This is a genomic window from Paraburkholderia sp. EG286B, assembly GCF_040965655.1.
In the GTDB taxonomy this organism is placed as follows: domain Bacteria; phylum Pseudomonadota; class Gammaproteobacteria; order Burkholderiales; family Burkholderiaceae; genus Paraburkholderia.
In genome coordinates, this window is sequence record NZ_JBFRCF010000003.1 from 568,910 (window position 1) to 589,232 (window position 20,323).

The window sequence follows — 20,323 nt, forward strand, 5'->3', positions numbered from 1 at the left end:
CTAGCGTTGATCAATGATCGCCACGCGTGCCTCGTTCCGGCACCTGCGGCGCGCGGAGCAGGCTGCAAGGGCCTGATTTTCGCTTCTCGCCGCAATTCAAGGAGGCGCGCATCATCTGATCCTGCCAGCCGCGACTCTCACTGCAAGGAAAGGTGTGGAACGCGTACCTGACGCCGGAGACATTTGATCCCGCGCATGTATCACGAAGCAGCTCTCACAAAGCTTGGCTGGTTTGAGTGCGCGCTGACTCGCACGTCAGTCCAGACGCGCCTGGCAGATGCCGGCCCTTCGAGTTCTTTTCTTGCCAGCATTGACCCGCGTTCTGGCGGCGCTAGTCGCCCTTGCCGGGCGATGACGCGCTGTTCAGGGCCGGCGATGCCCGCAGGTAACGAAGATGCGTCGCTACGGACACCGGAACTTTGGGCGAAAGCATGCGCATGCCTACCGTCGTGTGGAGATCCGCCGCATTCTGACGTTAGGTCTTCTGAGGCTTGTTGACCTGAAGTCCCGTCTGCGGATCCAGGAACAGCCTGCGTTGAGAGAGGGCTTCGCCGTCGCGGCTGAAATCGAACATGCCCATGATGCTGCCTGCCTTGCTGTCGAACGATCCGCCGCCGATGCGTTCTCCGTCGAGCCAGTTGTCCTCGATGAAGCGAACGATCGACGACTGGTCGATTAACGTATGGTCGACGTAATTCTCCTTTGCCCAGGGTGAAATGACGAGAAACGGAATGCGTGCGCCCGGGCCGCAGCGACCGTTCACGGGCTTACCGTTCAAGCCATCCTGCGCCGGGCCGGTACCGCACTTTCCCTGGCCGTTCAGGCGGTCGGCGACCGAATCGTATGACGCGCTCGTCGGCGACGCGTACGCATGGTCGTACCAGCCATCCGAGTCATCCCACGTTACGACGATGGCGGTGCTGGTCCAGTCCGGCTGGCGCTCCAGGAAGTTGACGACCTGGGTGATGAATACCTGTTCGTCGAGCGGATCTGAATAGCCCGCATGACCGTCCTGGTATGCGGGGGCCTTGAGAAAGCTCACGGCCGGAAAGTTCCCGGCGCTCACCGCGGCAAAGAAGTCGTCGCAATCGTACTGATGATTGGCGGGGTCCGGAGTTCGGCCATCTCTTTCCAGCGTATGCCCGATCGCCTCGATCGAACTCGGGCGCAGATGCTTCGGGTTCGACGTCGACGCGTAATACTGGAACCAGTTATGGTGTGGGATGTAGTCCGCCGTGGCCGCACCGACGACTGCCGATAGCGTGCTGCGCCTGCACCCGGTCGTGCCGTTGCTGTTCACGGTCTCGAGATTGAAGCCGCCCATGAAGCCGCCCCACGAGATATTGCGGGCATTCAGGAGGTCGCCGATATTTCGGCCCGTCATGAGGACGGTGTCGCGCTGGCTCGAGCATTGGTCGAAGGCAGGGTCGACGTCGTCGATCAGCGTGAAGCCGCCCTGTCCGTCGTTCACGTAGTAGGAGCCCGGGGCCGACGGCTGTTTCGTCGTGCGCACGGGCTTCACGCCGTTGGTTTGACCGGAGACCACCTCCAGGGCACCCGGCGTCGAGGGGCCATAGGTCGATGTCCATGCGTTGTCGCTCATCGCGAAGCGCTGCGCGTAATTCCATAGCGCAGTGACCGTATTGCCGTCGTAGTAGCCCATCACCTCGCCAGGCTTTTCGGCTATCCCGTCGTTCGTACCGTTACCCGTGTAGCGCGGAAAGAGGTCGACCGCACCGTTGTCGTAGGCTTGTTGTTCCGCTGCGTACGCGTGCCTCTGGTCAGCGGTGACCGGCTGCGTACGATCAATACGAAACGGGTTCGACGCGCCCGCACCATTGGCTGGATTCGCGGCATTCGGATTTCTGTAGAGCAGGGTGTGCGAAAGGCCATTCACTTTGGGCGTGCCGGGTCGCGCGTTGAACGGCGGTTCATCAGAAGGATTCGCCGCATATGGATAGGTCGCGAAGTAATGATCGAACGAAACGTTCTCGCTATAGATCACAACCAGATGCCTGATCGGGGTGGCGGTATGTAGGTCATATGGCCGATTCGTCTGATCGTTGTCGCCCGCACTCCACGCAACTGAGAATGACAATGCCGCCGCTATGAGCAGACCACGTGCTAGATGACGCCAACGCATATACGACTCCTGGCAGGTTTTGCTTCTTGATTGAGCAATGGAGGTTCCCACCTGCCGTGCAGGCGATGCGGGGCGGCTGGCCCGGAGCGGGGGAGACACTTCTGGTCTGAGGTCCAGGACAGACTGGCCAGGCACCGTCGTCTCTGCGAGCCACGGTTCGGCTGAGCACCTCATCGAGCGGCGCCAGCGATGAATGCCCACCCCGCAATATCATCGGCCAGCCCGGCCGCACCAGGCGTCAGCCTGCCGCTGGGAGGCGAGCAGGCCGAAAGGTCCGATTGCCTCAGCACAAGACGCTCTGCAGTTCCGCCGTGACGTCGATGAACCACACCAGCACTTCCATATGCCGCGAAATTCTTGCTTCCCAGGCATCAAGAACGAGCATCGTTAAATGAGGTACACCGGGGCATGCGATATTCAGCGCAGATGCATGCGAGCAACGCACGCTGTTCTGCAAGCGGTACTCCGTTGTGCCGAGCTATCACGACAGTTGCGCTGTTATCCGGCCGCCGTACCCGGCGGCGGCCGGGGCGCCTGGAACACGCTGCCGCTGCGGTTTCGCTGTTGTTGGAGACGGTGCACCTGCTCGAGGCAATCATTGGCCGAGGAGTCGAAGCGCTTCGGCGTGGAGCAATGGAGTCGCCGCCGCGATGACCGTGCCATCAAAACGTCTATCGACAGGATGACCTGACCATGTCGTCACGACGCCGCCCGCGCCCTCGACGACGGGTATCAGCGCCATGACATCGAACATTTCCAGTTCAGCTTCCACAACAAGGTCAATGTATCCGGAGGCAAGCAAGGCATAGCCGTAACAGTCGGTGCCAAACCGTGTGACCGAAACAGAGCGCGACAAGGTCGAAAAGGCTGCTGAAGCTCTGCCGGCGAAGATCTGCGGGTCCGTTGCGCAGAGCCGCGCATCCCGCAATTGGGTACACGCACTGACACTGCACGGTATGCCGTTCAGAACGGTGCGATTACCGTCGCCTATCCAGCGCTCGCGTAGTACGGGGACTTCAATCATGCCGTAGCGGGAAAGTCGTTCTTCAAGCACCGCTACGAGTGTGCCGAACAGCGGCAGGCCCGCTACGAAGCTTTTTGTGCCGTCGATGGGGTCGATCACCCAGGTTGTGCCATCCCCAGACTCTCCACCTTCCTCTTCCCCCACAATGCTGTGCGATGGATACCGTGAAAGGATGTGTTCCCGGAGACGTCGTTCAATCTCGCGGTCCGCTACCGTGACGGGCGTGTCGTCGGACTTCGCGGAGACTTCGAACTTCGTCCTGAAATACTTCAGGGCGAGCGTACGGGCTTCATTTCCGAGCAGTTCGAGAAGCGTGCAGGCGTCCATCGGCGACATGTTCGATTCCTTCACTTCACAGCAACGCACCGACCGTGTCCATCGAGCATGTGTGCAACGCGAAGACGTTGCACGGCGAAGCTCCCTGCTGGCTTGAACGCGCCTTGGGACGTCGCGCGACAAGGTGGTTCGCACGCTACTCATGCTGACGGGATCCGTGTATCGACGTTCCGGAATGATGTGCGCGCTGCAACTGCATGAGCGCCACAACACTGAACCGGAACAGTCGCATGCGCGGACATAGGAATGACCGGCATCTGCTCGAATTCCGGTATGGCTCTGATTCTGCGAACCATTTCGACGCCATCGATGAACGGCATCGTTACGTCAGAAACGATGCCCCGGGGACGGGCGCCGGGAAGAATGCCCAAGGCGTCACGCCCGTTTCGTGCGGCAACGATCTCGTAGCCTGCAACGTCAAGGACTGCGCCCAGGGCGTCCCGTTTGGATGTGTCGTCGTCGACCAGTAGTACGCGAGTCATACCGTTCACCCTAACCTCAGGTGAGCCGGCTGCCGCATATTCTGTTCCTGCCCCCGTTCATTCATGAACCCGCGCCATTGGCGGAGCCGGAGTATCCACGGACAGAATTTTCGCCGAACTCTCGCCAACTCAACCGGCTTCTCGACTCACGGTCAGCGTTAAGGATAGCGAACCACAACAAGCCGTCGCGACGCTGATGGAGCCGGTTGCATGCCAGCCAATCTTTGGCGGAGATGTTTTTCTCTCGCGGTAACGTCCACGAAGTGGTCGCAGCGCTCAAACCACGCCTAAGGGCGATCCATTCATCCTTCCCCCTATCCAACCCTCCAACGCCCGGCAGCATCATCGACCGGATTCCAGCCGGCATTCAGCCTCCACGCCCACGCGTCATGCCGAAAGGCGTCGGGAGAACGCGGCGGCCAATCCAGCGTGTCGTTAACACGGGAACGGGCGGTGCGCTTCACGACTCCGGGGTTCGCTGAAATGCCGCTGCACGGTGCGCAACGTGCACGCATGATCGAAGTGCGGCGCTCTACACAATGACGAGCCGACTGCTGGCTCTTTTCTACCCGTCCAGTGTGGGCACATTTCATGAGTGCACTGTTGCGCATATTTGCGTCGGGCACTGAAACGAACAGGAGCATGCTATGAAAGCGGTGGTTTTTCATGACATCGGTGACATCCGGCTCGACACTGTCCCGGACCCGGCTATTCAACAACCCACGGACGCCATCGTGCGCATCACGTCGAGCGCAATCTGCGGAACCGATCTGCACATGGTACGCGGCACGTTAGGCGGCATGAAGCCGGGCACTGTGCTTGGTCACGAGGGCGTGGGTATTGTCGAAGAAGTGGGGTCGGGCGTACGCAATCTGCGCCGTGGCTCGCGTGTGCTCATTCCATCCACCATTTCCTGTGGCGCATGCTCTTATTGCCGCGCGGACTATACTCTTCGCCATCGCTAGCGCGCGCCTCATGGGTGCCGGCCGAATTTTCGCCGTGGACCGCGTCGCCTCGCGTCTGGACATGGCTCGTGCCCTGGGTGCGGAGGCGGTGAACTTCGAGGACGAGGACCCCGTTGAGGCGCTCACGGAACTCACCGCGGGTATCGGCGCCGATCGTGTGATCGACGCAGTGGGCGTCGACGCGATCCGGGCGAGCGGCGCCAGCGATGGCAAGGACGACGCGACAGCCGCCCAGTTCGACGAGGAAGTGCACGAAATCACAAGGGGACGCGGCCATTCGCAAGGCAGCGCGTGGCAGCCAGGTAACGGCCCTTCCCAAGCCCTGCAATGGGCCATGAAAACGGTGGCGAAGGCAGGCACGATAGGGGTCATCGGGGTGTATCCGCCAAATGACCGCTTCTTCCCGATCGGTGAGGCGATGAACCGCAACCTCACGCTCAAGCTGGGGAATTGCAACCACCGGATGATCGTGCCGAAACTCGTCCAGCTCGTGCGCGAACGCGGATTTGATCCGCTTGGCGTGCTTACCCAGCGGGAACCCCTTACCCAGGCCCTCGACGCCTATCGCGCTTTCGATGCGCCGGAGCCGGGCTGGATCAAGGTCAAGCTGGAGCCGTGACGCTTGCGGCGCGCACGAGCCTGTCGAGCGGGTCACCTGTCTGGCCTCCGTTCGCTCCCGTGAGGCCCGCAGGCACGACAGGTGCGAAAACCACAAGTAATAGTTAAGCACGAGCGAATTTTTCGCGTTGAACGTGCCAATCCGGCTGTAAGGAGGGGGCCAGAATGAAGGAGTCGTCAGTCCTTGCCATCGTGCGCCGGGAAGACCCGCGTTCACTCGACGCGAGCCTTCTTCTCGACGAGGTCAGTGCCATGGTCGCACTCTACAGCGGAGACGGCGCGCAGACGCGATTTCGTGTGGAAGAGGCGACATCGCCCCGCGGTGCGTTCGTCGTGGCTCGCACCGCAAAGGGAGAAGCAATGGGTTGTGGAGCTGTCCGGCGCTTTTCATTCGAAGTGGCCGAACTGAAGCGAATCTACCGACGTCCTGAATGGCCGGGCGCGGGCTCCGCAATTCTGCATTATCTGGAGCGCATTGCCGTCACATTGGGATTTCGTTGCGTCGTTTTGCAGACGAGGGCGGCAAACCGGCGCTCCATCGCATTCTATGGACGCCATGGATATCGAAGCATTGAGCCATACGGAGAATATGTCAGGATGGGTGATGCCCGATGTTTCAGCAAGGCACTGCCGTTGGTCACGCAAACGCAATCCGGCACCTAGCGCCGCGCGTCGTCTCTTCTGCGCCTTTCTGCCTCCTGTACTGATGCCGGCAATCAAGGTTCGGAAATTGCTGTGTTCGTCTGCTCCTGGGGCAGGCTGCCGGAAGTCCATCGTGAGGGGACCATGCTGAAAGTCACTTTTGACGCGGGGTTGAATGCTGCGTTTTGTGGGAGGTGCCGGGAGTCGCACGGGGAGTCGCGATAGTGGAGGATCACATCTCCCAGCCCCTGTCCGGCGACGCAGCCGTTGCCTGGGAATCGGCGCTGGTTGCCCGCGTCCCGGAGTACGGGATCTTCCGTCTGACCGATGGTGGAATCGTCGCCACCTGGAATCCAGGCGCGGCGCGCATCAACGGTTACGATGCCACGGAGATAATCGGCAAGCACTTCTCGGTTTTCTACGCCACCGAGGACAGGGAAGCCGGCGTACCTGAGGCGATGCTGCAATCTGCTCGTGAGCACGGTCACTGCGAGACCGAGGGCTGGCGTTTGCGCAAGGACGGCTCACGTTTTTGGGCAAATGTCCTGGTTACACCGCTTTCGGCACCGGACGGCAGTTTGAAAGGCTTCGCAAAGATCGTCCGGGATGTCACGGACAAGCGGCTGGCCCACGAAGCCGTGCTCGAAAGCGAGCGCAAGTTCAGGCTCCTCGTCCAGGGCGTTACCGACTACGCCCTCTTCATGCTCTCGCCAGAGGGCATTGTTACGAACTGGAATCTCGGCGCTGCCAGAATCAAGGGCTACGAGGCGGACGAAATCATCGGGACGCACTTGCGGCAGTTCTATACGCCCGAAGACGCTGCGAAGGGGCTACCCGAACGCGGTCTCGAGATCGCCGCGCGTGAGGGCCGCTTCGAAGCGGAAGGATGGCGCGTCAGGAAAGACGGAAGTCGTTTCTGGGCCAACGCCATCATCGATGCGATTCGGGATGAGGACGGCAAACTCGTTGGCTTCGCCAAGATCACACGCGATGTGACCGAGCGCAAGGTTGCCCAGGAACAGCTGGATAAGGCGCGGGCAGCATTGCTGCAGTCGCAGAAAATGGAAGCCATTGGCAAGCTGACCGGCGGAGTCGCGCACGACTTCAACAACGTCCTTCAGGTGCTGCGTGGCAATCTCGAGTTGCTGGAGCGCCGCCACCGCGATACCTGGTCTCGCGAGCGCCTCGAAAAGGCAATCGAGGCGACCGAACAAGGCGCAACCCTCGCCTCACAACTGCTTGCGTTTGGTCGGCGGCAAGCGTTGCAGCCCGCAGTGGTCAACCTGGCTGTCATGCTCAGGAATATGGACGACATGCTGCGGCGGGCGCTCGGCGAAATGATTCAGGTGGAAACAGTGGTCTCGGGTGGTCTCTGGAACACGCTCGTCGACCCCAACCACCTGGAGAATGTCGTACTCAACCTCGCCATAAACAGCCGCGACGCGATGCCCCGGGGCGGTCAGCTGACACTTGAGTTGTCGAACACAACGCTCGACAGCCAGTATCACGTGCTTCCTGACGATGTCGCCGAGGGGCAGTATGTGCTGCTTGCGATTACGGACACAGGCACGGGCATGCCGCCAGAAGTGATGGAGCATGCGTTCGAACCGTATTTCAGCACCAAGGCCGAAGGGGAAGGTACGGGACTGGGACTGAGCATGGCCTACGGCTTCGTCAAGCAGAGTAGAGGCCACATGCGGATCTACAGCGAGGTCGGACACGGGACCACGATCAAGATCTACCTGCCGCGATCGACGGAAGAGGTTGTCGAGCTGGAGCCTCCACAGACACCCCTGGTTCCGGGTGGCTCAGAAACCATTCTCGTGGTCGAAGACGACAAGCGTGTTCAGTCCACCGTGATCGAGATGCTCACCGAGCTTGGTTACGTTGTACTGAAGGCGGATGACGCACAAGGCGCCATGGTGATCATCCGCAGCGGCGCCAGGATCGACCTGTTGTTTTCCGACGTGGTGATGCCGGGGTCGATGCGTAGCACCGAAATGGCAAAAATGGCGGTGCGTGTCTTGCCGGGCCTGAAGGTGCTCTTTACTTCGGGTTACACACAGAACGCCATCGTCCATGGAGGACGGCTTGACCCAGGGGTGCATTTGCTCAGCAAGCCGTACAGCCGCGAACAGCTGGCAAGGAAAATACGACGCATGCTGGGAAATCGCCCAGCTTCAATTCCTCCCGCACCGCGCAGTGCACCCAATGCGGGCGCGCGGCGAGTTTCCATACTGGTAGTCGACGATGACACGCCTTCTCGCGAAGCAGTGAGCGAACTGCTCTCGCAGATGGGCTACACCGTCCGGCAGGCGGGTAGTCGGGAATCCGCCCTGCGCGAGGTGACGGAACGCGTGCAGATCCTTGTCACCGATATCGCGCTACCCGACGGGTCGGGCGTCGAACTCGCCCGGCTTGCACTTCAGCGGGTGCCGGCGCTGAAAGTCATCTTTGCGTCGGGCGCAGAGGCGCCGCCCGCCTGCGATGTGGGCTTTGGGTTCGCCTCCGTGCGCAAACCATTCTCGGCAGAGCAATTGTGCGATCTCATTGAGTCGGCCAGTGCAGGATGAGCGAACGGAATGGTCGAACGACCGACCGAACGCGTGGCCGCACGGCGGTGATCGGCCGAGCCGGCCAACGCGCGTAGCTGAACGCTCTGCGCTGACCGCATTCGGGTAATGCGGCCGGGGCGCCCATGACGCCCAGCGCCGGTGGTTCAACCGCCGCCGATTCCCCGCATGACCTTTCCCGTGCCTGCACAAACAGCACAGCGCTTGCCCTCTACGAGGCCTGTGCCGTGGCAGGCTCCGCACAGGTCCTCGCCTACGCCCGGCGCGTCCGGGGGGCCTTCGTCGCCTGGATTCAATGGACCTTCGTTCGGTTCACTTGCTGGCCTGGAATTTTGCATGGCTAGCCTCTCGATGGTGGCGTGTGAATTTCTCGTCCGGGTGTCAGGAAACAGACGGTCCAGACCGTTTTCACGCAGTTGTCATGCCCGGAACAGACGCGGCTTCCCGGCCCCGCGGGCTTTGTGCCCGGAATGAAACCCAGGTTTGGCGAGCGGGCGTTCTAACTGTTAGGGCGTCTAGCTCAATTGCCAGCGCAACGTAATGACAGGGCTACTCTCGATGCTGCAGATCGTGAAGCGCGCATCCTCCGTGGCCTGGCCGGCCCCGGGTCTCGATGGAGGCTGGCAGGGCCGCACGCGTCCCGGCACGCAGCATGCGCGAGAGCCAATGCGCGGTCCCTGTGGGCCCCGCTACCGTTCAACGACCCAAGGATGCCAACCATGAAACTCGTTCTCGCTATTCTCGGCTTGGCCATGGCGTGCAGTCTCCCGCTCGCGGCGGCCGCACAGGAATCGCAAGCGGCTTCTACCACCGCGGCAAATCCGCTGCCGGATGTGGATCGAGATTTCGTTCAGGCCGCATCGATGTCTGGATCGACCGAAATCGACGCCGCGAAGCTCGCGATGCATAACACGAAGAACAAGGACGTGCACAAATTTGCAGAGCACATGATCGTCGACCACACGAAGCTTGCGGCGCAATTGAAGCTCGCGGCGCCGCACGGCGTAACGGTGCCGAAGGACAACTCCGATACATCGATTCTCGATTCGCTACGGCCGCTCAAGGATGCGCAATTTGACAGTGCGTACGCGCAGAAGTTGGGGGTAGAAGGCCACAAGGAAGCGGTGGCCGCGTTCCAGAAGGAGATCAGCGACGGCAAGAACGCCAGCCTCAAGGCGGCGGCGCGCAAGGCGTTGCCAACCATCGAAGAGCATTACCGGATGGCCCAGGCACTGGCCCAGAAAGTCGGCACTCGTTCCTGAGCGCACGGCTTCCTCAAGGGAACAGCCGTTGCAGCAGGAAACGTTGCGGGGGCGCTGCGCGAGGCCTTCTGGCTGATCCCCGCGCAGCACCGTTTGGGCACGGGGCGCGTGTCTCCTCGCGCGGCACCCGCCGCATGCCTTACGAGGCGGTGCCCTCGAACGCCGCACTCCACGCCATGAAGTCCCGGTTCAGGCGGCTTTCGGTACCCCTCACGCAATCGACGATCGCGCCAAGCATGATCTCGTTGATGTGCCGCCAGTAGGCTGCAGTCTTTGCGGTGCCGGCTAGAGCGTAGCTTGCATTCAGGCGCCATGCGTCAAATGGTGAACGTTCGCTGGCTGATTCGAGTGCGATTGCGCGCTGCTCATTGAGGGTGGTACTGAACGCATGGCTATTGAGTTCTGCGATGCGCCCAGCGGTCTCTACGCACAGGCGTGCGAATTCGTTCATTTCGGTGCCCAGGGGCGTAACTCCTTCAGACGCCTTGCCTGGGCGTGCGTCGGGTAGTGCGATCGTTGGTTCAGTCATCATCGGCTCCGATTTGAGGTTCGACCGGGTAGATGGGGGTTCCGGTCGTGCTGCATTGCCGCATTGCGTATTCCCGGTTCGGCCCGGCGGTTCACCGAAGGGCGGCACGCACTGCCGGGCACTGGCTCGGCGCAAGATCTCGCACCCGCATTGGCGGCACGGCTATTGCGCCTCGTTGCCCAAACAAGACCATCCGACCGAGGCAAGCCGTGGCAAAAAAACAGGCACCTACAAGAAAGCCGGGCCGCAAAAGCACCGCGCGCGCGAGCAGCGTATCCCCAACGGAAGTCGGGCTTTCCGGCCTGCGCTATGTCGATGACTCGCGTCGCGGGTACACGCGCGAGCGGATCGATGGCGTGTTCGTCTACTTCGATACCCAAGGCAAGCGCATCAAGGACGACGCCGAGATTCGCCGTATCAACGCCTTGGCGGTTCCGCCCGCGTATACCCAGGTGTGGATCTGCCCGGATGGGCGCGGCCACCTGCAGGCGACGGGCCGTGACGCGCGGGGCCGCAAGCAGTACCGCTATCACCCGCGTTGGCGTGAAACACGGGACGCGACCAAGTACGAGCACTTGCTGGGGTTCGGCACCGCGCTGCCGAAACTGCGCGCCCGGCTGGCGCGCGATCTCGCGCTCGACGGCATGCCGCGAGACAAAGTGCTGGCGACCGTCGTGCGCCTGCTCGATAGCACACTGATTCGCGTGGGCAGCGAGGAGTACGCGCGGGAGAACCGCTCGTACGGTCTGACGACGATGCGCAAGCGGCATCTGGAAGTGTCCTCTGACCGGCTGCGCTTCCGGTTTCGCGGCAAGAGCGGCATTGAGCACGACGTCGCGGTCAGCGATGCACGCGTCGCGCGCATCGTCAGGCGCTGTATGGAACTGCCGGGCCAGGACCTCTTCCAGTATCTCGACGCCGATGGCGCGAGGTATTCTGTCAGCTCCTCGGACATCAACGACTATTTGCATGAGGTCATGGGCGCCGATTTCACCGCGAAAGACTACCGCACGTGGGCGGGCAGCGTGTTCGCGCTTGCGGCGCTGCGCAAGCTGGAATGGCAAACGCCGACGCAGGCGCGCAAACACGTCGCCGACACCATCAGGCAGATCTCGCAGGTGCTGCGCAATACGCCGGCGGTTTGCCGCAAGTGCTATGTCCATCCGGCCGTAATCGAAGCGTTCGAGGCGGGCGCCCTCGCGCAGGCGCAACCCGCCGTGCGCCGCCGCGGACTGAAGGCAGACGAGGCAGCGCTGGTTGTCTTTCTGAAAAACGACGCGAAGCGGCGAGCGCGCGAGGCGTCGCGCCGCGGTCGTGCTGGCGCGTCAAGCGATGCGAGCCTCGTCCCCCTGCTCGCGCAATCGAACCGTAAAGCACGCGCGAATGGGGCGAAGGACGGCACTCAAGGCGGCGCGGCAACGATGCGGAAACCGGCAATGAGCAAGACCGCTTCGCGGCACGTGCGCTCGTCTGCTGCGACTCGATTCGCGCATGCCGAGCCCGGTGCGTGATGCGGCTCTTCAACGTCTGCGAGCAAGCGTGGATGCGAGACGCAGTGCCTCGACGATCTGGGCGCGCGCTTCGTCGCGGGTCTCGACGTTCGGCGCCCGCAGCGCGTACGAAGGGTGCCAGGTCGCCACGATGACGCGATCGCCGATGCGCGCAGCGTGTTCCATATAGGCCTTCAGCCGCGCGTTCGGGTCGCGCAGAACCGCGCGCAAGGCGGTTGCGCCGAGCGCGACCACGACCTTCGGCTTGATTTGCGCAAGTTCCCGTTCGAGCCAGTATGCACAGGCTTCCACCTCGCGCTGAGCAGGCGTCTTGTGCAGGCGGCGCTTGCCGCGCAGTTCCCATTTGAAGTGCTTAACCGCATTGGTCACATAGACGGCCTGACGTTCGATGCCCGCCTCTTCGAGCGCGGTGTCGAGCAGCGCGCCTGCCGGGCCGACGAACGGCAGACCTGCGCGGTCCTCGCTCTCGCCGGGCTGCTCGCCGACGAGCATCAGCGTGGCGCGCGCGTTACCCGCGCCCGGCACCGCATGGGTGGCGTCTTTCCACAACGTGCAGCGCCGGCATGCTTCAAGCGACTCGGGTTCCTGATGCGGATCGGCCTGCGGGCCAACGGTGCGGCGCGGGGCCTGCGATTCGTCGCGATCCTGCCGGCGGTGCGGTGTGCGCGATACCACTGCGTCACCTCGCCCACGGCGCGAGCGCTGCCTGGCATGAAACGCGACTGGCCAGTTTCATCGTTGCTCCCCAAACGGTGGGCGATGCGCGCGACACGCGCGAATCGCTATTGCGGTCCAGGAGGATGCGCAACCGGCGTACCGCGCGGGCGCGCAGCCAGGGCACGCGCGTTGCGCGCAAAGGCGGGCCACGCGAGCGCTCGCCTGCGCGTTGCCTGCCGTCACGGTGGCTCGAATGGCGTTGTTGAAGGCGCGCGACGTCATGTGCCACGCGCGAGAGGTTCTTGCGCGTAACCAAACCGGGTCATCAGGCGGCGCGCGTCGAAAGGCGCTTCGGTCTTCTGATCGTTGTCGAAATAGCAGTACACGTCGCGCGGCTTGCGCTCGGCTGCCTCGAGTTCCGGAGCGATGAATCGCGCGTACGCGGCGGATTTTCCCTCGCTCCATGCCCGGAAGCGGGCTTCCCATTTGTTCAGCGCCGCGTCGCTGTAGGCGCCAGCATATCTTCCTGTTGAACCATGCAGCCGCGCGTAGGTGAAGTCGGCGGTGGCATCTTCGGCATACGGCCACGGCTCGGTGGAGTCGGACACCACGAGCGCCACGCGATAACGTCGTAGCAGATTCACGAATGCGGGAACAACGAAACTCGCATGACGGATTTCGATGGCGTGGCGCATGGGCCGGTTCCAGTCGATGGTGAGCCACGGAGCCTTCACCCGCGCGTCGTGGCGCCTGGCCAGACGCAGCGCTGCTTCCGTGTCGGGCGGCAGCAGTGCGAGGAAGCGTTCGAGGCGATCGACCTGGAAGGTGTAATTTGGGGGGAACTGCCAGAGTAAAGGCCCCAACTTATCGTTCAGTGCGAGCAAGCCTTGCGCAAAAAAGTTCGCGCACGCAACTGTTGCCGTTTCGTCGCGGAAGCGCAGCATGTGTGTGAGGTAGCGCGCGCCCTTGATGCTGAAGACGAAACCTTCCGGTGTTTCGTCTCGCCACTGTTCGAACGATGCCGGCGATTGCAGACTGTAGTGCGTGCCGTTAATTTCGATGGTCTGCACGGCGCGCGACGCGAAGTCGAGCTCGCGCTTTTGCGGCCAACCCTGCGGATAGAACGTGCCGCGCCAACCCTCATAGCGCCAGCCGGAAATGCCGATCCGCACTTTGCCCATGATGTCTTCCCTTGAATCGCATGTGCCCGGCCTGCGCGAACGGGAGCACTGCTGCTGTTGGTCCCAGTCGGATGTTTGCTGACGCTCAGCAAAGCTTGTTCCCGCGCACCGCGTGCGGGCGCGCGAATTTCGCGGGTCTCTCTGCGGGCCGATCGAGCAGATGGATGCACTTGTCCGCAAAAGCTGGCTGGTTGAATTGCGGGCAAGACATGCGAAATCGGTCAATGCTCCGCCGTGGCTATGGCGCTGCTTGGTCGAACTGACGCTGGCCCATGAAGCGGAATACCTCGAACATTGCAGACGCTATGCGCTGGAGCGTTAGCGCGAGCGCTTTGGGCACGCTACGCGCGCAACAGTCAGACGCCAGGTGCGAACCCGCTCAGGTCTGAGCCTCGTGCAAGAAGCCCTTGAGCGTGCCGAGCGTATCCGCGTCCTCGACTGACTTGTCGGTGCGCCATCGCAGCATCCGGGGAAAGCGCACTGCGATGCCCGACTTGTGCCGCGAGCTTGCCTGAATTCCTTCGAAGCCGATTTCGAACACCAGCGTTGGTGTGACGCTGTGCACCGGTCCGAACTTCTCGATCGTCGTTTTGCGCACGATTGCATCGACTTTGCGGATTTCTTCGTCGGTGAGTCCTGAGTACGCCTTGGCGAACGGCACCAGCGTCCGCACGCCGTCTGCTTCGTCCCAGACCGCGAACGTGTAGTCTGTGAAGAGACTCGCCCTCCGGCCGTGACCACGTTGGGATAGCAGCACGGCGTCGATCGAAAACGGATCGATCTTCCATTTCCACCACGTACCCGATGCCTTGGTACGCCCGACGCCGTACATCGATGTCCGCTGTTTCAGCATCAGCCCTTCGACGCCGCGCGCGCGGCTTTCCTCGCGCAATTGCCCAATCGCGTTCCAGTCTTCGGCGATGACGGCTGGCGACACGCGCAGCATTTCGATCGCGGGCGATTGCGACAGCGACTGAACAAGCGCATCCAGTCGCGTGCGTCGTGCTACGAGCGGTTGGGTGCGCAGATCGCGTTCGTCGGCTTCGAGCAGGTCGTATGCGACCATCGCGGCGGGCGACTCACTGAGCACCTTTCTGGTCAGCGACTTGCGCGTGATACGCGGCTGCAGACGCGCGAATGGCAATGGCGCGCTCGCCCCCGGTTCCCACGCGAGAATTTCCCCGTCTATGACCGAGCCGTCCGGCAAGGCGGCAGCCATCGCCTCCAGCTCCGGAAAACGATCGGTCATGAGGTCTTCGCCCCGCGACCAGATCCAGACGCGTCCTGCGCGTTTAACGAGCTGTGCGCGAATGCCGTCCCATTTCCATTCGAAGATCCAGTCCGCGGTCGGGCCGAGGGTTGCAGGGTCGGCCTGCAACGGATGTGCGAGAAAGAACGGATAGGGCAAGCCGATGTCGGTTTCCTGCGACGTGTCGTGATCGTCGCCATCGGCCGAAGCGGTGACAAGCCGGAGATACCCGGCCGCTGTCGGCGTCCTGTGCGAATGCGTCCACCCGACGAAGCGCTGCGCGATGCGTTGGTGGTCGATGCCCGCGACCTGCGCGAGCGCGCGCACGACGAGCTGCCGTGACACGCCGACGCGAAAGCCACCGCCGATGAGCTTGGTGAGCAAAAACCGCTCGCTCCAGTTCAGTTCGTCCCAGTAGGCGGTCAAACGCTCGCGTACGGCGTCCGGTTCGCTGCCTCGCAACGTCAGCAGACGCTGCTCGACCCATTGCGCCAGACCCAGCTCCGATTCACGCGACGCTGGCGGCAGCACGTGCGCGATCGTCTCTGCCAGGTCCCCGACTGCCTGATATGACTCGTCGAACAGCCATTGCGGCAGGCCGGCGCAATGGCGTGCGCATTCGATCAGCACGCGCGTAGGCACCGACTGGCGAGGCTTGCCGCCTGCGAGGAAATACGACGCCCACGCCGCGTCTTCAGGTTCGGCGCCGGAGAAATAGGCAACCAATGCTTCGAGTTTCTCGTTGGTGGACGTCGTCACGTCGAGCGCTGCGTAGAGTGCCGCAAACCGTTTCATTTCGCCGCGTCCTCCATCGGGGCGGCGTCGACGTCCGCCTCGATCGCGTCGCCGCCATATGCGGTTGCGAAGGTGCCGGCATCGAATCCATGCTCGAGAAGCCACCGCACCATCGGCTCGATGTAGCCGTGCGTGACGATCACGCGTTCTGCGCCCGTTGCTTCGATCGCATTGTGGAGACCGGGCCAGTCCGCATGATCCGACAAAACGAATCCGCGGTCGACTCCGCGCCTGCGTCTCGCACCGCGCAAACGCATCCAGCCGGATGCCAATGCGTCGCGATGCTCACCGAAACGCCGTGTCCATGCGCTGCCTTGCGCGGAAGGCGGCGCAATGATCAGCGCCTCTCTGAACGCGGCCTTGTCGTGCAGCGGGATTTCGCCGACGAGTCGCGTACCGGGCAAGTCGACTGACGCATCACGATAGATTCGATTCAACGTTTCCACGGCGCCGTGGCAGAAGATCGGGCCAATGCCAGGGTCCACGCCGGCGAGCACACGCTGCCCTTTGCCGAAGGAATAGCAAAACAGCACCGACGTCAGTCCTTCGGCAGCGTTATGCCGCCACCACGCGTTGATGCCGTCGAATACGGCATGCGACGGTTCCCACCGGTAGACGGGCAAGCCGAAAGTCGATTCCGTGATGAACGTGTCGCACCGGACCGGTTCGAACGGCGTGCATGTCGGGTCCGGTTCGATCTTGTAGTCGCCCGATGCGACCCATACACGCCCGGCATGCTCGAGCCGCACCTGGGCCGACCCGAGCACGTGTCCTGCCGGATGTAATGACACGCGCACGCCATTGATTTCGATCTGTTCGCCGTACGGCAAACCCTGCACTTCGATACCTGGCAGTCGGGTCTGCAGTACGCCGAGCCCCGCCTGTGCCGTCAGGTAGTGGCGATGACCTGCGCGTGCATGGTCAGCGTGCGCATGAGTAATGATCGCCCGTTCGACCGGCTGCCACGGATCGATGTAAAACGCCCCTGGCGGGCAGTACAGTCCCTCCGGAAGGGCAATGATCAAATCGGAGGAGGGATTCATGTCGTTGGGCTCGTCCGTCGCGACGATCCAGGAGCCTATGAGTGGGTTCACAGGGCTGCCCATGCCGCTGCGGGCGCTCGGCGCTGCTCTTATTTTGCACCCGTGTCTTTGGCTGCATCGGCACGCGGTGCGGACGCCCTGTTTGCCCGCGCTGCTCGCGGCTGCGAAGGTGTGTCGCGGGCCCTTGGGCCGGATTGCCCGCTGCCCGGCGTGCCGGAAGCGGCAGGTTGCTGTCCGAGGTTCGTGCCATAGGGCGCCGAGCCGGTGCCTTGCGCGTGCGCGAGGGAACATGCAAGTGAAGCGCATACCACGGCGATGGCCGCGGGATAGCTGGTCGTGTTCACGGTTTCTCCAGTAGTTGATTGTCGAACGGGCGCCCAGCGTCTAGCGCAATAACGATGCCGTAGCGGCAAGTCTAGTGGTTGTACCGGAGATACCGATATTCGTGCCACGTGAGCAGGATGACGACGATGTCCAACCCAGTCATGAACAAAAGCCAGCCAGAACGCGTGACCGTATAGCGGTAAAGCTGATAGGAAATGAAGAGCCCGAAAATGACGAGAGACACCGGGAAATACCATAGCTTCGTGCGAAGCAAACCGGCGACGAGCCACAACTTGACCACGCCATGGGCGAAAAGATAGAGGGCGGTAAAGCGCTGGGTATCGCCAGCAAAATGCGACACGCTGTGCAAAAGGAAGCTGGCGACCCGATCAGTCGGGTTTTCAGCGAATTCGTCCTGAACCACCCAGAGCACGATGGCATAAAAAACGTGCGTCGGAGCAAAGCAGATGGCGATACCCGCGATGCCCTCCACCAGGGCCATGACCGCTTTGACCCACAGGGTCACATCGAAAAGCACATGCAGAGCCTTTCTATAACGTAACCTGAGCGACGCGCGTCCACGCATTCAGAGATCTCCGGCGCATCCTTCCACGGCGCCGTCTCATGCTTCCCATTGAACCGTGCAAGGAGGCTTCATGACTCGAGCACCGCAGGCCGTGTACGGGCATTCGGCTCGGCATCGTCGCGGACCGGGTGGTTGTCGTATCTCCGTTTGCGCATGATCCGTACCAGGCCGCGGTTCGACCGCTCGCGGCGCTCGACGCCCGCGAAAGCCGCCCGCCCGTCTCGTTCAGGCCCGACATGACCGCGTCGGCGATCCGTCCGTGCTCGACATCGAGCATGATGTGCGACTCACGGCAAGCATCCGGACGAAGCGAAGGCGCTTGAACTGGCGGGCTGGCGTTATCCGAAGCATCTCAGCATTGCGTAGCAATGTGCAGTCGACAAAGCGACGTGCAGGCAGCGCACCTCCACTACAAATCCGAAGCCGACGTGTCCGCTTGCTCAAGGGCTCCACGCAGCGCGCGATCGCCCCGTCTTTTTTCTGCCTCCCGAACGGCTGCGCGCATGCGCAGCACACGCGCGGCAACGGGCCGTCGGCGGCGCAGGGCCCAGCCAATCCCGCGCCAAAGCTCACGAAGATCCTCGCCTGGATGCCCCGCAAGGCACGCGCTGCCGAGCGCCCGCCACGTCGCCGTCAGCGCTTCGCCAAGCGGCAGACGCAGCCAGGCAACGAGCGCCGCATTGCGCGCCAGCATCCGGCGGCGCAGTGCGCTGTCACGCGCGAGCGAAGGCCGATGATGCACTTCGAGCTCGCTCGCATAAGCGATGTCGAGGCCGCCCTGCAGGACATCGAGCGAAAGCAATGCTTCCTCGCCGCCGATGAAAAGGCGCGGCTCATAACCGCCCAACGCGTTGAAGAGGGCGGTGCGGAACACGCATGCGCCAGCCATGAAGCCGACCAGATTCGGCAGTGGATGAGCCGCATGCGCCAATGGGCTCGCCGCCATCAACGCGCAGGCGGGATCGAGGGTGTCTTCCTCACCCACGCGCACGGACGCAGAGAGCACGCCAATGCGTGCATGACGGTCCATCAGCTCGACAGCGCGCGCAAGCGCCCCCGGCTGCCAGTCGGTGTCGTCGTCGCTGAACGCCACGTAGTCCGTCGTCACGCGCGCGGCGCCCGCATTGCGCGCGGCTGCGCCGAGGTTGGCTTCGCAGCGCAGCACGCGCAAGCCCGGATAGGTCTGGGCGAGCAGGTTTGGCGTGCCGTCGGTCGAGCCGTTATCCACCACGATGACCTCGGGACGCTCCGTCAGACGAAGCAGCGAGGCGACCGTGCGCATGACTTCGGCGCGCCGGTTGTATGTGAGCACGACCACGCTGATGCGGCGGTTCAGGAAGAAGCGACCTTGCATGCCGGCGTCTCCGCACGGATTGTATTTGCCGGTGCCGCGGCGGTGCTCGTCAGCAAGCCTCCTGGATCGGCGCTTTTCATCTCGCGCCGGAAATACGCAATGGTTGCGCTCAAGCCGGCATCGAACGTCGTGTGCGGCGACCAGCCAAGCAGCGCGCGTGCGCGTTCGATAGAAGGGCAACGGCGGCACGGATCGTCCACAGGCAGCGGCGCGAAAGCGATTTCCGAGGTCGACTGCGCGGCGGCAATCACGCAGCGGGCCGCGTCGAGCATCGAGATTTCCTGTGGATTGCCGAGATTCACGGGACCGTCCAGGGGCGTTGCGCGACTCATGAGCAGCACGAGAGCGTCGATCAGATCGTCCACGTAGCAGAAGCAGCGTGTTTGTGACCCGTCGCCATAGACGGTGAGCGGCTCGCCAGCCAGCGCCTGCATGACGAAGTTCGAGATGACGCGGCCGTCGCGGGGATGCATGCGCGGTCCGTACGTATTGAAGATCCGCGCAATGCGAATATCGAGGCCGTGCTGGCGCACATAGTCCATGCACAGTGTTTCGGCGCAACGCTTGCCTTCGTCGTAGCACGAGCGCGGGCCAATGGGATTCACGTGGCCCCAGTAGTCCTCGGTTTGCGGGTGGCGTCGCGCGTCGCCGTAGACTTCGCTCGTGGAAGCCTGCAACATTTTCGCTCGCACGCGCTTGGCGAGCCCGAGCATGTTGATCGCGCCGTGCACGCTCGTCTTGGTCGTTTGCACCGGGTCGTGCTGATAGTGCACCGGCGAGGCGGGACAGGCGAGGTTGTAGATCTCGTCCACCTCCACGTACAGCGGAAAGGTGACGTCGTGGCGCATCAGTTCAAAATTGGCGTTGTCGAGCAGATGCGCCACGTTGCGCTTCGAGCCGGTATAGAAGTTATCCACGCACAGCACGTCGTGGCCAAGCGCCACGAGCCGCTCGCACAAATGCGAGCCGAGAAAGCCCGCGCCGCCGGTGACGAGAATGCGTTTGCGGATCAGTTCTTTCACGTTTGCCGTCCTTTGAAAAGCGCTGCA

Annotated in this window: 17 protein-coding genes and 1 pseudogene; 5 read left to right on the forward strand and 13 right to left on the reverse strand. The window is 62.6% G+C overall.

The genetic code is table 11. The annotated features are described in order from the left end of the window. Positions 1-475: 475 nt before the first annotated feature. The 4 genes from AB4Y42_RS08750 to AB4Y42_RS08765 form a co-directional block, all read right to left on the reverse strand. Entirely contained in the window at positions 476-2,143 is a 1,668-nt protein-coding gene (locus AB4Y42_RS08750) for a phospholipase C (RefSeq protein ID WP_368690580.1), read from the reverse strand. Positions 2,144-2,426: 283 nt separating this feature from the next. Beyond that, entirely contained in the window at positions 2,427-2,600 is a 174-nt protein-coding gene (locus tag AB4Y42_RS08755; RefSeq protein WP_368693956.1) for a hypothetical protein, read from the reverse strand. 138 nt (positions 2,601-2,738) lie between these two features. Then, positions 2,739-3,503, reverse strand: coding sequence for an inositol monophosphatase family protein (locus AB4Y42_RS08760; RefSeq protein ID WP_368693957.1), 765 nt, complete (start codon positions 3,501-3,503; stop codon positions 2,739-2,741). A gap of 140 nt (positions 3,504-3,643) precedes the next feature. Continuing rightward, on the reverse strand, positions 3,644-3,985 hold the full coding sequence (locus AB4Y42_RS08765) for a response regulator (RefSeq protein ID WP_368693958.1): 342 nt from the start codon (positions 3,983-3,985) through the stop codon (positions 3,644-3,646). Positions 3,986-4,632: 647 nt separating this feature from the next. Here AB4Y42_RS08765 and AB4Y42_RS08770 point away from each other — a divergent pair. The 3 genes and pseudogenes from AB4Y42_RS08770 (at position 4,633) to AB4Y42_RS08780 (ending at position 8,783) form a co-directional block, all read left to right on the forward strand. Further along, positions 4,633-5,569 (forward strand): annotated as a pseudogene (locus tag AB4Y42_RS08770) (alcohol dehydrogenase catalytic domain-containing protein). A gap of 164 nt (positions 5,570-5,733) precedes the next feature. Next, positions 5,734-6,231 (forward strand): GNAT family N-acetyltransferase, encoded by a 498-nt coding sequence (locus tag AB4Y42_RS08775; protein WP_368690423.1) that lies wholly within the window; start codon positions 5,734-5,736, stop codon positions 6,229-6,231. Between the two features lie 227 nt (positions 6,232-6,458). Beyond that, positions 6,459-8,783: a PAS domain S-box protein gene (locus tag AB4Y42_RS08780; RefSeq protein ID WP_368693994.1), complete on the forward strand. Its 2,325-nt coding sequence runs from the start codon at positions 6,459-6,461 to the stop codon at positions 8,781-8,783. A 146-nt stretch (positions 8,784-8,929) separates the two neighbouring features. On the opposite strand, the gene AB4Y42_RS08785 is transcribed toward AB4Y42_RS08780, so the two are convergent. Beyond that, on the reverse strand, positions 8,930-9,121 hold the full coding sequence (locus AB4Y42_RS08785) for a hypothetical protein (protein ID WP_368690424.1): 192 nt from the start codon (positions 9,119-9,121) through the stop codon (positions 8,930-8,932). Between the two features lie 381 nt (positions 9,122-9,502). On the opposite strand from AB4Y42_RS08785, the gene AB4Y42_RS08790 reads away from it, so the two are divergent. Further along, positions 9,503-10,045, forward strand: a complete 543-nt coding sequence (locus tag AB4Y42_RS08790) for a DUF4142 domain-containing protein (protein ID WP_368693959.1) — start codon at positions 9,503-9,505, stop codon at positions 10,043-10,045. A gap of 139 nt (positions 10,046-10,184) precedes the next feature. Here the strand turns inward: AB4Y42_RS08790 and AB4Y42_RS08795 are convergent, their stop codons facing one another. Beyond that, entirely contained in the window at positions 10,185-10,496 is a 312-nt protein-coding gene (locus AB4Y42_RS08795) for a phasin family protein (protein WP_368690426.1), read from the reverse strand. Positions 10,497-10,783: 287 nt separating this feature from the next. Between AB4Y42_RS08795 and AB4Y42_RS08800 the strand changes: the two genes are divergently transcribed. Continuing rightward, positions 10,784-12,085 (forward strand): DNA topoisomerase IB, encoded by a 1,302-nt coding sequence (locus AB4Y42_RS08800; protein ID WP_368690427.1) that lies wholly within the window; start codon positions 10,784-10,786, stop codon positions 12,083-12,085. A gap of 9 nt (positions 12,086-12,094) precedes the next feature. Here the strand turns inward: AB4Y42_RS08800 and AB4Y42_RS08805 are convergent, their stop codons facing one another. The 7 genes from AB4Y42_RS08805 to AB4Y42_RS08835 form a co-directional block, all read right to left on the reverse strand. After that, positions 12,095-12,760, reverse strand: coding sequence for a UdgX family uracil-DNA binding protein (locus tag AB4Y42_RS08805; RefSeq protein WP_368693960.1), 666 nt, complete (start codon positions 12,758-12,760; stop codon positions 12,095-12,097). Between the two features lie 260 nt (positions 12,761-13,020). Further along, positions 13,021-13,923: a DUF72 domain-containing protein gene (locus tag AB4Y42_RS08810; RefSeq protein WP_368693995.1), complete on the reverse strand. Its 903-nt coding sequence runs from the start codon at positions 13,921-13,923 to the stop codon at positions 13,021-13,023. Positions 13,924-14,302: 379 nt separating this feature from the next. Further along, the gene (locus tag AB4Y42_RS08815; RefSeq protein ID WP_368693961.1) at positions 14,303-15,967 is read right to left on the reverse strand and encodes an ATP-dependent DNA ligase; all 1,665 of its coding nucleotides are present in this window, start codon (positions 15,965-15,967) and stop codon (positions 14,303-14,305) included. Continuing rightward, a complete protein-coding gene (locus AB4Y42_RS08820) occupies positions 15,964-17,010 on the reverse strand; it encodes a ligase-associated DNA damage response exonuclease (protein ID WP_368693996.1) in 1,047 nt (348 codons plus the stop codon). The genes AB4Y42_RS08815 and AB4Y42_RS08820 overlap by 4 nt, the downstream gene beginning before the upstream one ends. A 415-nt stretch (positions 17,011-17,425) precedes the next feature. Then, positions 17,426-17,872 carry a DUF2127 domain-containing protein gene (locus AB4Y42_RS08825; RefSeq protein WP_368693962.1) on the reverse strand — a complete coding sequence of 149 codons (447 nt, stop codon included), beginning with the start codon at positions 17,870-17,872 and terminating at the stop codon, positions 17,426-17,428. Between the two features lie 457 nt (positions 17,873-18,329). Then, the gene (locus AB4Y42_RS08830; RefSeq protein WP_368693963.1) at positions 18,330-19,274 is read right to left on the reverse strand and encodes a glycosyltransferase family 2 protein; all 945 of its coding nucleotides are present in this window, start codon (positions 19,272-19,274) and stop codon (positions 18,330-18,332) included. After that, positions 19,253-20,296, reverse strand: a complete 1,044-nt coding sequence (locus tag AB4Y42_RS08835; RefSeq protein WP_368690432.1) for a UDP-glucuronic acid decarboxylase family protein — start codon at positions 20,294-20,296, stop codon at positions 19,253-19,255. The genes AB4Y42_RS08830 and AB4Y42_RS08835 overlap by 22 nt, the downstream gene beginning before the upstream one ends. Positions 20,297-20,323 lie beyond the last annotated feature (27 nt).

Coding starts and splice junctions, on each gene's coding strand:
- AB4Y42_RS08810 (WP_368693995.1), bottom strand. CDS start 13,923: ATGGGCAAAGTGCGGATCGGCATTTCCGGCTGGCGCTATGAGGGTTGG.
- AB4Y42_RS08785 (WP_368690424.1), bottom strand. CDS start 9,121: ATGCAAAATTCCAGGCCAGCAAGTGAACCGAACGAAGGTCCATTGAAT.
- AB4Y42_RS08775 (WP_368690423.1), top strand. CDS start 5,734: ATGAAGGAGTCGTCAGTCCTTGCCATCGTGCGCCGGGAAGACCCGCGT.
- AB4Y42_RS08765 (WP_368693958.1), bottom strand. CDS start 3,985: ATGACTCGCGTACTACTGGTCGACGACGACACATCCAAACGGGACGCC.
- AB4Y42_RS08820 (WP_368693996.1), bottom strand. CDS start 17,010: ATGAATCCCTCCTCCGATTTGATCATTGCCCTTCCGGAGGGACTGTAC.
- AB4Y42_RS08790 (WP_368693959.1), top strand. CDS start 9,503: ATGAAACTCGTTCTCGCTATTCTCGGCTTGGCCATGGCGTGCAGTCTC.
- AB4Y42_RS08760 (WP_368693957.1), bottom strand. CDS start 3,503: ATGTCGCCGATGGACGCCTGCACGCTTCTCGAACTGCTCGGAAATGAA.
- AB4Y42_RS08830 (WP_368693963.1), bottom strand. CDS start 19,274: ATGCAAGGTCGCTTCTTCCTGAACCGCCGCATCAGCGTGGTCGTGCTC.
- AB4Y42_RS08815 (WP_368693961.1), bottom strand. CDS start 15,967: ATGAAACGGTTTGCGGCACTCTACGCAGCGCTCGACGTGACGACGTCC.
- AB4Y42_RS08795 (WP_368690426.1), bottom strand. CDS start 10,496: ATGAACGAATTCGCACGCCTGTGCGTAGAGACCGCTGGGCGCATCGCA.
- AB4Y42_RS08750 (WP_368690580.1), bottom strand. CDS start 2,143: ATGCGTTGGCGTCATCTAGCACGTGGTCTGCTCATAGCGGCGGCATTG.